12 protein-coding genes are annotated in these 13,294 nt (G+C 61.3%); 7 read left to right on the top strand and 5 right to left on the bottom strand.

Features of this window, described 5'->3' with window-relative positions:
• Positions 1–118: 118 nt before the first annotated feature.
• The 5 genes from RDL77_RS19675 to RDL77_RS19655 form a co-directional block, all read right to left on the bottom strand.
• Positions 119–1,684, bottom strand: a complete 1,566-nt coding sequence (locus RDL77_RS19675) for a TerC family protein (protein ID WP_223612467.1) — start codon at positions 1,682–1,684, stop codon at positions 119–121.
• 343 nt (positions 1,685–2,027) lie between these two features.
• Positions 2,028–2,579 (bottom strand): DUF924 family protein, encoded by a 552-nt coding sequence (locus RDL77_RS19670; protein ID WP_288194399.1) that lies wholly within the window; start codon positions 2,577–2,579, stop codon positions 2,028–2,030.
• Positions 2,580–2,605: 26 nt separating this feature from the next.
• A complete protein-coding gene (locus RDL77_RS19665; RefSeq protein ID WP_288194398.1) occupies positions 2,606–4,450 on the bottom strand; it encodes a monovalent cation:proton antiporter-2 (CPA2) family protein in 1,845 nt (614 codons plus the stop codon).
• A 247-nt stretch (positions 4,451–4,697) separates the two neighbouring features.
• Positions 4,698–5,531 (bottom strand): amidohydrolase, encoded by an 834-nt coding sequence (locus tag RDL77_RS19660; RefSeq protein ID WP_288194397.1) that lies wholly within the window; start codon positions 5,529–5,531, stop codon positions 4,698–4,700.
• Between the two features lie 17 nt (positions 5,532–5,548).
• Complete coding sequence (locus RDL77_RS19655; protein ID WP_374042760.1) at positions 5,549–6,352, bottom strand: IclR family transcriptional regulator; 804 nt, start codon at positions 6,350–6,352, stop codon at positions 5,549–5,551.
• 167 nt (positions 6,353–6,519) lie between these two features.
• Here RDL77_RS19655 and RDL77_RS19650 point away from each other — a divergent pair, with 167 nt between their 5' ends.
• The 7 genes from RDL77_RS19650 to RDL77_RS19620 form a co-directional block, all read left to right on the top strand.
• Positions 6,520–7,836 carry a sugar ABC transporter substrate-binding protein gene (locus tag RDL77_RS19650; RefSeq protein ID WP_288194395.1) on the top strand — a complete coding sequence of 439 codons (1,317 nt, stop codon included), beginning with the start codon at positions 6,520–6,522 and terminating at the stop codon, positions 7,834–7,836.
• Between the two features lie 108 nt (positions 7,837–7,944).
• A complete protein-coding gene (locus RDL77_RS19645; protein ID WP_288194393.1) occupies positions 7,945–8,841 on the top strand; it encodes a carbohydrate ABC transporter permease in 897 nt (298 codons plus the stop codon).
• Between the two features lies 1 nt (position 8,842).
• On the top strand, positions 8,843–9,709 hold the full coding sequence (locus RDL77_RS19640) for a carbohydrate ABC transporter permease (RefSeq protein ID WP_288194392.1): 867 nt from the start codon (positions 8,843–8,845) through the stop codon (positions 9,707–9,709).
• Positions 9,710–9,720: 11 nt separating this feature from the next.
• A complete protein-coding gene (locus tag RDL77_RS19635; RefSeq protein ID WP_288194391.1) occupies positions 9,721–10,818 on the top strand; it encodes an ABC transporter ATP-binding protein in 1,098 nt (365 codons plus the stop codon).
• 2 nt (positions 10,819–10,820) lie between these two features.
• Positions 10,821–11,933, top strand: a complete 1,113-nt coding sequence (locus RDL77_RS19630; protein ID WP_288194389.1) for a mandelate racemase/muconate lactonizing enzyme family protein — start codon at positions 10,821–10,823, stop codon at positions 11,931–11,933.
• A gap of 4 nt (positions 11,934–11,937) precedes the next feature.
• Positions 11,938–12,267: an L-rhamnose mutarotase gene (locus tag RDL77_RS19625; protein ID WP_288194388.1), complete on the top strand. Its 330-nt coding sequence runs from the start codon at positions 11,938–11,940 to the stop codon at positions 12,265–12,267.
• Positions 12,268–12,462: 195 nt separating this feature from the next.
• On the top strand, positions 12,463–13,294 hold an 832-nt coding region (locus tag RDL77_RS19620), incomplete at its 3' end, for a Gfo/Idh/MocA family protein (protein ID WP_288194387.1).

Below are 13,294 nucleotides of genomic sequence, written 5' to 3'. Positions count from 1 at the left end.
ACGACAGACACGACAATCATACCGCTGGGACCACAGGCCAAATCCAGCGGGTCGTGTTGCCGGACGATGCTCCATTCCCGTCCCGGGGTCAGCCGGGGCGGGAATATTTTTGGTGGGATCAGATATAGGCGGCGGTTTCGGTGGGCGAAATCCGCACCTTGCCGATGTTGCGCCCGTCCATCTCGACGATTTCATACTCGTAATCATCGACCTTCAGCTTTTCGCCCTGTGCGGGGATGTGGCCGAGATTCCACAGGATGTAACCGGCCAGCGTCGTGTAGCGGTCGCCGTCATCGACGAGGTCGCGTTCGATCAGGCCGCCGAGGCGGCGGATGTCGATATAGGCGTCCACCACCATGCTGCCGTCTTCCGACCGCTCGAGGATCGGGCTTTCCTCGCCTTCATCCGGGAAGTCGCCGGCAATGGCCTCAAGAATATCCGTCGGCGTGACCACGCCCTCGAATGAGCCGTGTTCGTCGAGAACAATCGCCATCTGCACCGTCGTGCCGCGCAATTGCTCCATCACGCGCAATACGTTGGCATTTTCATGCAGGATCAATGGCTGGCGGGTCACTTTGTCCCAATCGATCTTGCCGCCGTCGAGAATGGCGAACAGCAGGTCCTTGGTCAGGGCCACGCCGACGAATTCGTCGACCCGTCCGCGGGCCAGAACCACGCGGCTGTGGGAGAGTGTGCGGATTTCCGCCAGCAGTTCCTCGTTGGTCTCGTTGAGGTCGAGCCATTCGACCTCGTTGCGCGGCGACATGATGGAACGCACCGGCCGCTCGACCAGGTCGAGAACGCCGCGGATCATTTCCTTTTCTTCCGGGTGGAAGACTTCGCCCGCGGCCGTCTGCTCGGCGATCACATCCAGCGCATCCGAATGATGGCTGGCATCGCCGGAACGGCCGCCGCCCAGGAGGCGCAGCACCGCGCCTGCCGTGCGGTCACGCAGGTCCATCGAGGTGATGCGCTTGTCGCGGTTATGCCGTCCGACCTGATTGGCTGCTTCGATGAGGACGGAGAAGCCGATGGCGGCGTAGAGGTAGCCCTTCGGAATATGGAAGCCGAAGCCTTCGACGATCAGGCTGAAACCGATCATCATGAGGAAGCCAAGGCAGAGGATGACGACAGTCGGATGACGGCTGACGAAGGCCATGAGCGGTCTGGACGCAAGCATCATGACGCCTACCGCCACGACAACGGCGATCATCATGACTTCCAGAGATTTGACCATGCCGACGGCGGTGATCACACTGTCGAGCGAGAAGACGGCATCGAGCACGACGATCTGGGCGATGACCTGCCAGAAAACCGCATGGGCGACGTTGGATTCCTTGGCGGACATATGTCCTTCAAGGCGCTCGTGCAGTTCCATCGTGCCCTTGAACAGCAGGAACAGGCCGCCGATGATCAGGATGAGATCGCGCCCCGAGAAGCCGAAACCCGCCACGCTGAACAGCGGTGTCGTCAGTGTCACCACCCAGGAGATGGAGGCGAGCAGCGCCAGGCGCATGATCAGGGCGAGGGACAGGCCGACGATGCGCGCGCGGTTGCGCTGGCTGGGCGGCAGCTTGTCGGCAAGGATGGCGATAAACACGAGGTTGTCGATCCCGAGTACGATCTCGAGCACGATCAGCGTGGCGAGACCAATCCAGGCATTGGGGTCGGCAATCCATTCCATTGGGAAGTCGGTTCCTTCTAAGAGATGCGGGTCAGGGCGCGACACGGCGCGCGGATGCGGCTGGAAAAGCCAGCGCAAATCCGCCCGCGATGCAGGCCAAATCGGATGTTGGGGAGAAAAACGGGAATTGTTGCTGACGCTGCGTGGGCAGAGTCAGCTTGCTTCGCAAGTCCGGACTTGGAGGCTCTTCAGATTGTTCGTCCGGCATCGAGGCGCGGTCAGTCCCTGTTTGACTGGCGTCATGGGTGAAACTTACGGGTGCCAGATGCGCTTATAATGGCAGTCAGTACGGCTGCGTTCAAGAGGATGTGGCGAAAATTCGGCAGCGGGGCCGCAAATCCGCCTATCCGGCAAAGCCGCCCGCATCGAGGAATGCCTGTTCGTCCGGCGTGGATTTCCGTCCGAGAATGGCGTTGCGATGGGGAAAGCGGCCAAACCGGTGGATGATGTTGTAATGATCTTCGGCCCATTCGAGCTGGCTCGGGGCCGATGCGGTGTAAAGCTTCACGCAGCGCAATTGCTCGTCGATGTCTTCCGAATGCATGAAGGGCAGATAGAGAAAGCCGCGCACGGACGGCTCGAGGGCAAGATCGTGGCCTCTTTCCAGCGCCTCTCCGGCGTAATGGCGCGCCAGCGAGTCCGTTGCATACATGTGGCCGGTGCCGCGAAAGCAATTGCGCGGGAACTGGTCGAGCAGGATCATCAGTGCCAGCGCTCCGTCGGCGGTTTCGATCCAGTGGTCATAGTCGCGCCGCGCGGCAGCGAAATGCCTGTTGTGAAAGGTCTGGCGGAACGTTTCGTCAAACGCCGCATCCTTCTTGAACCAGGCGTCGGGTCCGGCCTTGCGCCAGAAGCCGACAATATCGTCGATGATGGCCTGATCGGTTTCAGCCATTGCTTGTCCTTCCATGGTGGTTGCAATCAGTTTGCACTGTCGGCGGTTTGCGCCGCCGGCAGCACGCGGGCAGTTTCTTCGCTCAGAGCCCGGCCGGATTGCCGTGGTTTGATCAAGGGGCCCGGCACCGGTGCATTGCCCCTCATCAGATCGTTGCCGGCGCGGATGCCGCCGGCGAGCTGCAGGTCGAGGCGTTCCGCATCACGCTGGCGCACGTCGCCGATGATCTCCGCCGCTTCCTCGGGCGCGACGCCCAGGCCGATCAGCGTGTTCTCGCCAAAGGACAGGGCCGACTCGAAGGTTTCGCGGATCTGGTACTCGACGCCGGCCTTGATCAGCGCCAGCGTGTTGCCGCGGTCGAAGGAGCGGGCATAGACCTGCACAAGCGGATACTCCGCCTTGATATGCTCGGCGATGGCGAGAATGGTGTCGGGCTTGTCGACGCAGATGAGGACGGCCTGCGCGCGGCCAGCGCCTGCCGCATGCAGGATGTCGAGACGCGTGCCATCGCCGTAATAGACCTTGAAGCCGAATTCGGCTGCGGCCTGGATCATCTCGATGTCATTGTCGATGATCGAGACATCGACGCCGCGCATCAGCAGCGGCTGGCTGGCGATCTGCCCGAACCGGCCGAAACCGATGACGAGGACGCTGCCGGACAGGCCTTCCGCGACATCGACACCATCCAGCGACTGCTTTTCGCGCGGCAGGATATAGCGCAGGCCGATGATGGCGATCGGGGTGAGCACCATGGAGATGATGATGATGGCCGTCAGCATGGCGTTGGCGCGGCCATCGAGAATGCCGACCGATGTGGCGGTGGAATAGAGCACGAAGGCAAATTCGCCGCCCTGCGCCATCACGACTGCACGCTCCAGCGCTTCCGTGTGGGACGAGCGCATCAGGCGGGCGACGATATAGATCGCGATGCCCTTCACCACCATGAAGGCGGCGACATAGAACAGCACGCTGCGCCAGTTGGCGGTGACGACGCTCAGGTCCAGCGACATGCCGACGGCGAGAAAGAACAGGCCGAGCAGGATGCCGCGGAACGGTTCGACATCGGCTTCGAGCTGATGCCGGAAGGTGGATTCGGACAGGAGCACGCCGGCAAGGAAAGCGCCCATCGCCATGGAGAGGCCGCTGACCTGCATGACGAGCGCGGCGCCGAGCACGACGAGGAGGGCGGCGGCGGTCATGACTTCGCGCGCCCGGGACTGGGCGAGGAAGCCGAAGAGGGGATTGAGCAGATAACGGCCGGCCACGATGAGGCCGGCGACCGCCGCGACACCGATGCCGATATCCATCCAGCGCAGGCCTGTCGGCGGCGCGTCGGTGGCGGCTATGGGTGCGAGAAAGGCGACAAGGGCGAGAAGCGGTACGATGGCCAGGTCTTCCAGCAGCAGGATCGAGACCATGCGCTGGCCCTTGGTGCTCGCAATCTCGCCGCGCTCCTCCAGCAGCTGCATGACGATGGCCGTCGAGGTCAGGACGAAACCGGCCCCGGCGACGAAGGATATGGCGACGGGAAAGCCGGTGGCGATGCCGACACCGGTCAGCAGCAGCGCGCAGACACCGACCTGCAGGGCGCCAAGGCCGAAGATCTCCTTGCGCAGGCCCCAGAGGCGGGAAGGCTGCATTTCAAGGCCGATGATGAACAGGAACATGACGACGCCGAGTTCGGCGACGTGCAGGATCGTCTGCGGATCGGAGAAGAATTTGAGGCCGAATGGCCCGATCACCAGTCCGGCGGCGAGATAGCCGAGTACGGAACCAAGCCCGAGCCGCTTGAAGACGGGCACGGCGACGACGCCTGCTCCCAAAAGCACGACGGCACTGAGAAGGTCCGGTCCATGAAGCTCCGCTGCCATTGTATCTCCCGCCGTTGGTTGTGCTGCTGGTTCCCAGAGGTAAAGCGCCGGGGGCTGGCAGGCAAGGGGGGGCGTGGTTCGACAAGCTCACCATGAGGGAAGTGGAGGATTGCAGGGAGCTATATCCTGCAACGTTCGTCGTTGGCGTTGCAACCAAACCACTTCCCTCATGGTGAGCTTGTCGAACCACGCACTAGGATCCTGCAACCATCACTGAATGATAACGGAAACGGGATGGAACTCCGGCCTACAATCTCCACAGCCGCTTGGCGTTGCCGGAAAACAGTTTGGCCTTTTCGCTTTCGCTGCATCCTGAAACCAGCGCATGCGTCGCGGCGATCCATGTGGCAAGGCCGCCGCCCAGCGTGCAGACGGGCCAGTCGCTGCCCCAGACAATCCGGTCCCAGCCGAAACTGCCGATGACATGCTGCACATAGGGTTTGAGCGTATCCGCGCGCCATGCCCCATCGGCATAGGCGACGATGCCGGAAATCTTGGCGATGACGTTGGCGCGTCCGGCGATTTCGGTGATCTTGCCGCGCCAGATGGTGAAATCATCGCCCTTGATGTCAGGCACGCCGCAATGATCGAGGATGAAGGTCAGGTCCGGGGCAAGATCGACCAGGGCGATAGCCCTGTCCATCTGGCGCGGCAGCACGCACAGATCAAAGGTCAGGCCCGAGCCGCCCATACGCCGGATGTTCTCGCGGAACAGGGAACTCTCCGACAGATCGTCCGGCATGGTGTGCAGGATGCGGCGAAAACCCTTGACGAACGGGTTGGCCTTCTGGCGTTCAAGATGAGCGGCAAAACCGGCCTCTTCCGGGCGGCATGCGGCAATCGCCCCGGCAATCAGGCTGCCCTCCTGCTTCGCGAGGCTGGCGACGTAATCGATTTCGGTCTGGATTTCGGATGGGTTTACATCCACTTCCATGTGCAGTGCCCGGACTATTCCGGCCCGCTGCGCCTGCAGCGCATATTCGCCGTAGAGAAAATCCCGGTTGAGCGCCTCGACACCGGCAAGCCACGGATAATGCAGGGCCGACTGGTCGATGAGATGAAGGTGTGTGTCGATGAACATGCCTGATCTGCTCCCGTTCACGCGTGGCGCACAACACTGGAATGGATGACATCCGCGCCCGCGAGCTCGGAGAGTTTGTGTGCTGTCGTCACCAGCATTTCGCGCGCCTGATCGACGTCCGGGGCATCGGGAATGTTCAGGAGCTTGATATAGGGACAGGTCAGGGCCGCGATGGACCGGCCATCGGGGCCGAGAATCGGCGCGGATATATTGTAGACGCCCGCGGTCTGGGCGCTGGGCATGATTTCATAGCCGCGCGCGCGGATATGATCGAGCCGTTCGCGAAAATCCGCCGGCTGGGCAATGTCATCGGCATGTTTTTCATATTCGGCAATCATCATGGCGCGTTCCTCATCCGAGCGGAACGCCAGCAGCACGTGACCGGAGCCGGTATTGAAGAGGCTGATATGCGAGCCGACGCGGATGGAAATGCCCCAATAGTCCGGCGCCTCCTGCTGGGCGATGACGACTGCGGCGCCGCGGTCAAAGACGCTGAGCTGGTTGGCCTGCTTGGTCAGGACCGCAAGATCGCGCATCAGCGGCGTGGCATAGGAAGCGAGCCGGCGAACCGGCGCATGCAGCTGGGCGAGGCCGAACAGTTTCAGCGTCAGGGAGTAGCGGTCACCTTCGAGCCGGGTGACATAGCCGCGCCGGACCAGCCGGTCGAGCATGCGGTAGAACTCATTGGGGCTGCGGCCGAGATGCTTGGCAATTTCCGCCTGGGTGAGGCCGCCGTCGATGCCCGAAAGCAGTTCGAGAATGTCCAGTCCCTTGTCGAGTGCCGGGGCGCGATACCGGTCGCTGTCGTCTTCTTCCAACATGGTTGTCCCCCTCATTTCACTCAATGCATATACGAAGATTATCTTCATAGGAAAGCGTTTCCGCGCTTGACGGTCAAGCCTGTAAATGTTTGTATATGAATGACACGCCCATATATGGGTGAAGAAAAGTGCCGGGAGGCGGCACTCTGGATGTTGGGAGGAACTGCATGAAAAACCTGCTAGCCAGTGTTTCGGCCGGCGCTATCGCGCTGTTGAGCACAAGTTTTGCCTTTGGCGCCGAACTGCCGGGCAAATTCGAGGGCGTCACCATCGACGCCAAACTGATCGGCGGCCAGCAATATGAGCCGCTGTACGAGCGCATCGGTGAGTGGGAGAAACTGACCGGCGCCAAGGTCAACATCCTGTCCAAGAAGAATCACTTCGAGCTCGACAAGGAGATCAAGTCGGATATCGCCTCGGGCAGTCTGAAATGGTGCGTCGGTTCGAACCATTCATCCTTCGCGCCGCAATACCCGAAGATCTATACGGATCTGACGGCGCTGATACCGGCGGCGGAAGTCGCGGCGTTCGTGCCGGCCAACATCAAGGCTTCGACGCTTGATGGCAAGCTGGTGATGCTGCCGCGCGCGCAGTTCGACGTTTCCGCGCTGTACTACCAGAAGAGCATCTATGCCGACGAAGCCAACAAGAAGGCCTTCAAGGCCAAGTATGGCTATGACCTGACGCCGCCCGATACCTGGCAGCAGGTGACGGACCAGGCGATGTTCTTCACCAAGGCGCCGGATTTCTACGGCACGCAGTTTGCCGGCAAGGAAGAGGCGATCAATGGCCGCTTCTATGAAATGCTGGTCGCCGAGGGCGGCGAGTACATCGGCAAGGATGGCAAGCCCGCCTTCAACTCGGCCGCGGGCATCAAGGCGCTCGACTGGTTCGTCAATCTCTACAAGGCCAAGGCGGTTCCAGCGGGAACGACCAACTATCTGTGGGACGATCTCGGCCAGGGTTTTGCCTCCGGCTCCATCGCCATCAATCTGGACTGGCCGGGTTGGGCAAGCTTCTTCAATGATCCGAAGTCCTCGAAGGTTGCGGGCAATGTCGGTGTCAAGGTTCAGCCGGCGGGATCGTCGGGCAAGCGGACCGGCTGGTCCGGCAGCCATGGTTTCTCGGTCACGGAAGCCTGCGCCAACAAGGAAGCCGCCGCTTCGCTCGTCTGGTGGCTGACCAACGAAGACAGCCAGAAGCTGGAAGCGAAGGCCGGCCCGTTGCCGACGCGTACGGCGGTCTGGGCCTGGGATATCGAGCAGGCCAAGAGCGATCCGTACAAGACGGAGGTTCTGGCGGCTTTCCAGGAAGCGGCGAAGAATGCCTTCCCGGTTCCGCCGCTCGCCGAATGGATCGAGATTTCCAACGCGGTCTATCCGGAGTTGCAGGCTGCCATCCTCGGAGACAAGACCTCCAAGGAAGCGCTCGACACGGCTGCCCAGAAGGCAACCGATATCCTCAAGGATGCCGGCAAGCTTTGATGCGGTTGGGAGGCGGGGTGATGGATATCACCCCCCTCTATCCTGCCGGACAGGGGGGCAACGCATGCGACCTACCCGAGAGCAGAGATTAAAAGGCCAATATCTCCGATGAAATTTCCCAAACTATCAGCGCCGACGCTCCTGCTGCTGCCTGCCATTATCGTTCTGGCTGCGGTCATCGTCCTGCCCCTGCTGTTTTCGCTCTACTCCAGCTTCACGCCGTTCCGGCTGACGAAACCCGAGACGATCTGGGTTCTCATCGGGTTCCGCAATTATATGAGTGCGCTGACGAGCCTGGAATTCTGGACCGCGTTCGGACGAACCGTTCTCCTCCTGACCATCGCGCTCAACGCCGAAATGTTCCTTGGTCTTGGCCTTGCCATGCTGGTCAACAAGGCCACGCGCGGCCAGCGCCTGTTGCGCACGCTGATGATGTTCCCGATGATGTTTTCGCCGGTGCTCGTCGGCTTCCAGTTCAAATTCCTGTTCAATGACAATATCGGCTTCGTCAACAATGTGCTGCAGTCGCTGGGGATAACCACATCGGCCATCCCGTGGCTGATCGACGGCAACCTGGCGCTGTTCTCGATCATTGTCGCGGAAATCTGGTCCTCGACCTCGGTCTTCGCCATCCTGATTCTGGCGGGCCTGCTCGCCATGCCGCAGGAGCCCGTGGAGGCGGCGCGGGTCGATGGCTGCACGCCGTGGCAGACCTTCCGCTATGTCACCTGGCCTTACCTCATGCCCTTCGCCATGATCGCCATGACCATCCGCTCGCTCGACGTGGCGCGCGCCTATGACATCGTCAAGATCATGACCGATGGCGGTCCGGCCAAACGCACGGAACTGTTGTGGACGCTGGTCGGCCGCACGGCCTACAGCGATGCGCGCATGGGCATGGCCAACGCCATGGCCTATATCTCGATCCTGCTTTCCATCCTGTTCACCGTGTATTTCTTCAGAAAGCTCGCCGCGGCGCGCCAGCAGATCGGAGCGGAGTGGTAAGATGGATCAGAACAACGCACATCGTCTCAAGCGCCGCGGCCTGAAAGTCCTGCATCTCGTCGGCCTGTTCCTGGCCATGCTGGTCATCTGCCTGCCGGGGCTGTGGATCGTCCTCAATTCGCTCCGCCCCACGGTGGAGATCATGGCCAAGCCGCCCGTGTGGATTCCGCAGGATGTTTCGCTCGATGCCTACCGTTCCATGTTCGGCGGCGCCGGGCAGGGCGGCATTCCAGTCTGGGAGTATTTCCGCAATTCGCTGATCATTTCCATTACCTCCACCGTGATCGCGCTCATCATCGGCATGGCCGGCGGCTACGCCTTTGCCCGCTACAAGTTCAAGGGCAAGTCGGCGGTGTTCCTCGGCTTCATGCTGACGCGTGCGGTTCCCGGCATCGCGCTGTCGCTGCCGCTGTTCATGATTTTTGCCCGGCTCGGCATCATCGATACCCACTTTTCCATGATCCTGATCTATGTGGCGCTGAACGTGCCCTTCACCATCTGGCTGATCGACGGGTTCTTCCGCCAGGTGCCGAAGGATTTGGCCGAGGCCGCACAGATCGACGGCTGCACGCGCTGGCAGGCATTCTGGCAGGTGGAGTTTCCACTGGCGGGGCCGGGTATCGCCTCGGCTGGTATTTTCGCCTTCCTCACCTCGTGGAACGAATATGCGCTGGCATCGCAGATCACCCGCTCGGTCAATTCGAAGACGCTTCCCGTGGGGCTGCTCGATTACACGTCGGAATTCACCATTGACTGGCGCGGCATGTGCGCGCTCGCCGTGGTCATGATCGTTCCGGCGCTGACCCTCACATTCATCATTCAAAAGCATCTGGTGTCCGGACTGACGTTCGGCGCGGTGAAAGGTTAAAGGCTCTACCCATGGCACCCGTAACCCTAAAAAAGCTGGTCAAGCGCTACGGCAATGTGGATGTCGTCCACGGCATTGATCTTGAGGTGAAGGACCGCGAATTCATCGCGCTGGTCGGACCGTCCGGCTGCGGCAAGTCGACGACGCTGCGCATGATTGCCGGTCTGGAGGACATCAGCGACGGTGTCATCGAGATCGGCGGCAAGCCGGTCAACGACCTGCCGCCGCGCGCCCGCAACATCTCGATGGTGTTTCAGTCCTATGCGCTTTATCCGCACATGACCGTGCGCGAGAACATGGGTTTTTCGCTGAAGATCGGCAAGGTGCAGCAGGCGGAGATCGACCAGCGCGTCAATGAAGCGGCTGCCATTCTCGATCTGGAAAAATACATGGACAGGCGTCCGTCACAGCTCTCCGGCGGCCAGCGCCAGCGCGTGGCCATGGGCCGTGCCATCGTGCGCAAGCCGGAAGTGTTCCTGTTCGATGAACCCCTGTCCAACCTCGATGCCAAGCTGCGCACGCAGGTGCGCACCGAGATCAAGCGTCTGCACGCCAAGGTGCAGGCGACGATGATCTACGTGACCCACGATCAGGTGGAAGCCATGACGCTGTCCGACCGTATCGTCATCATGCGGGATGGCTATATCGAGCAGGTCGGCACGCCGGAGGAAGTGTTCAAGCGTCCGGCCACGCGCTTTGTTGCGGGTTTCATCGGTTCGCCGCCGATGAACCTCAACGAAGCCACCGTCGATGGCGGCAGGCTGGTATTGAAGGGCGGGCAGAGCCTGCCTTTGCCGCTCGAATTCCGCAACAAGGTGGTTGCGGGTGAAAAGGTCATCTTCGGCCTGCGTCCCGACGATATCTATCCGACCGGCCATGGCCTGAGTTCCGGCGAAGCAACCGACGTTCATGAACTGTCGCTGCCGGTCTCGATCACCGAACCGCTCGGCAACGAGACGCTGGTGTTCATCACGCTGGGCGAAAAGGAATGGGTATCGCGCATGCTCAACCCGCGCCCGCTTGTGGCGGGCGAAACCATCAAGCTGAGCTTCGACCTGTCGCAGGCGCATCTCTTCTCGGCTGAAACCGGCAAAACACTGCGGAGCTGATCATGGCCAAAATCGAACGCGTCGAATTGCGGATGGTCGATCTGCCGCCGAAAGTGCTGCGGACGGACGCCATCCAGAGCTTTGTCTCGCAGGAGACGCCGATTGTCACCATCACCGACAGCGACGGTGCTGTCGGTACGGGGTACAGCTATACGATCGGTACCGGAGGCTCCTCGGTGATGCGCCTGCTTTCGGATCATCTGGTGCCGCGTCTGCTCGGCAAGGATGCCGACCAGATCGAGGCGATCTGGCGCGACCTTGAATTCGCCACCCATGCGACGACCATCGGCGCGATCACGGCCATTGCGCTTGCCGCCATCGATATTGCCCTGTGGGACTTGCGGGCGAAAAAGCAGAACCTGCCATTGTGGAAGCTGGCAGGCGGCGCCAAAGACCGCTGCCCGCTCTACACCACGGAGGGCGGTTGGCTGCATATTGAAAAACAGGCGCTGGTGGATGATGCGTTGCAGGCGAAAGCCAAGGGAGTCAAGGGCGCCAAGGTGAAGATCGGCCGTCCGCATGGGTCGGAAGACCTCGGCCGGCTGTCGGCGGTGCGCGATGCGGGGGGTGCCGGTTTCGAGATCATGACCGACGCCAATCAGGGCTTTACGCTGGATGAGGCCATCAGGCGCTCGCAGGTGCTGCGCGATATTGACCTCGCCTGGCTGGAAGAGCCGCTGCCGGCTGACGACATCGACGGCCATGTGCGCTTGTCCGCGGCGACGCAGACGCCGGTGGCCGTCGGCGAGTCGCTCTATTCGATCCGGCATTTCCGCGAATACATGCAGAAGCGGGCCTGTTCCATCGTGCAGGTGGACGTGGGCCGTATCGGCGGGATCACGCCATGGCTGAAAGTGGCGCATACGGCGGAAAGTTTCGACATGCCGGTTTGCCCGCACTTCCTGATGGAGCTGCATGTCAGCCTCGCCTGCGCGGTGCAGAACGGCAGGTATGTCGAATATATCCCGCAGCTGGACGACCTGACACGGACGCAGATGCGCATCGAAGATGGCTATGCCATCGCGCCATCCGAACCCGGCATCGGCATCGATTGGGACTGGGATGCGGTGAAGGCACGCAGCATCGATGAATTCACCACGGAAATCCGGAGTTAGGCTGATGCAGCGCATGGGCATGATGATCGGACTGAACGGTGACAAGGTGGCGGAATACAAGCGCCTGCACGCGGCTGTCTGGCCGGAAATCCTGGCGCTCATCTCCAGCTGCAATATCCGCAACTACACGATCTTCCTGCGTGAGCCGGAGAATATCCTGTTCGGCACGTGGGAATATCACGGCACGGATTTTGACGCGGATATGGCCCGCATGGCCGCCGATCCGAAAAACAAGGAATGGTGGGACGTCTGCATGCCGTGCCAGGTGCCGCTGGCAACGCAGGCGCCGGGCGAATGGTGGGCGATGATGGATGAAGTCTTCCATGTGGATTGAGGAATACAAATGAACAACCATCCTTTCACCCCCCTCTGTCCTGCCGCCCATCTCCCCCACAAGGGGGGAGATCACATTGGCATGAATGCTTTCGCACAACAGGAAACGTTTCAAATTTCGCAGAAGCGGCAATACAGGCTGATCTCCCCCCTTGTGGGGGAGATGTCCGGCAGGACAGAGGGGGGTATCTGAAGCGTGCAAACACTTGCAAAGCCCTTCAATCCATCCCCCCTGCAGCAGAGCTGGCCGCTTCCGGCGAAGCCGCGTCCCATCGTGACCTTCGGGGCGGGCAGCATCGTCGGCGATGCGCATTATCCGGCCTACCGGAAAGGCGGTTTCCCCATCGCCGGCCTGTTCGATCCCGACCAGGCGAAGGCCGCGAAAATTGCCGCTGAATGGAATGTGACTGCCTATGCATCGGTGGCGGAAGCCGCGGCCGTGGAAAACGCCATCTTCGATCTGGCCACGCCGCCTGCGCGCCATGCGGACGTGCTGAAAGCCCTGCCGGAGGGTTCTTTTGCCCTGATCCAGAAACCGATGGGCAGCGACCTTGTGCAAGCCTCGGAAATTCTCAGGATCTGCCGGGAGCGCAACATCACCGCCGCCGTCAATTTCCAGCTGCGGTTTGCCCCGATGATGCTGGCGCTGAAAGACGCGATCGCGCAGGGCTGGCTGGGCGAGGTCATTGATTTCGATGCCTGGCTGGCGTTGGACACGCCGTGGTCGCTGTGGCCGTTTCTCAACGGCCTGCCGCGCGTCGAGATCGCCATGCATTCGATCCACTACATCGATGTGATCCGCGAGATTCTCGGCAATCCGCTGGGCGTGCACGCGAAGACACTGGGGCATCCCGGTCACGCGGTGGCGCAGACGCGGACAAGCGCGATCCTCGACTATGGCGATCGGGTGCGCTGCTCGCTGTCGATCAATCATGATCATAAGTTCGGCCGCAGGTTTCAGGCCTGCGAGTTCCGCATCAGCGGCACGGAAGGCGCCGCCTATGTGAAGCTCGGGGTCAATCTCGACT

This window comes from uncultured Phyllobacterium sp. (assembly GCF_902479695.1).
Lineage (GTDB): Bacteria > Pseudomonadota > Alphaproteobacteria > Rhizobiales > Rhizobiaceae > Phyllobacterium > Phyllobacterium calauticae.
Note: the sequence above shows the minus strand (reverse complement) of the source record. Positions and strands in the feature narration are given on the sequence as shown.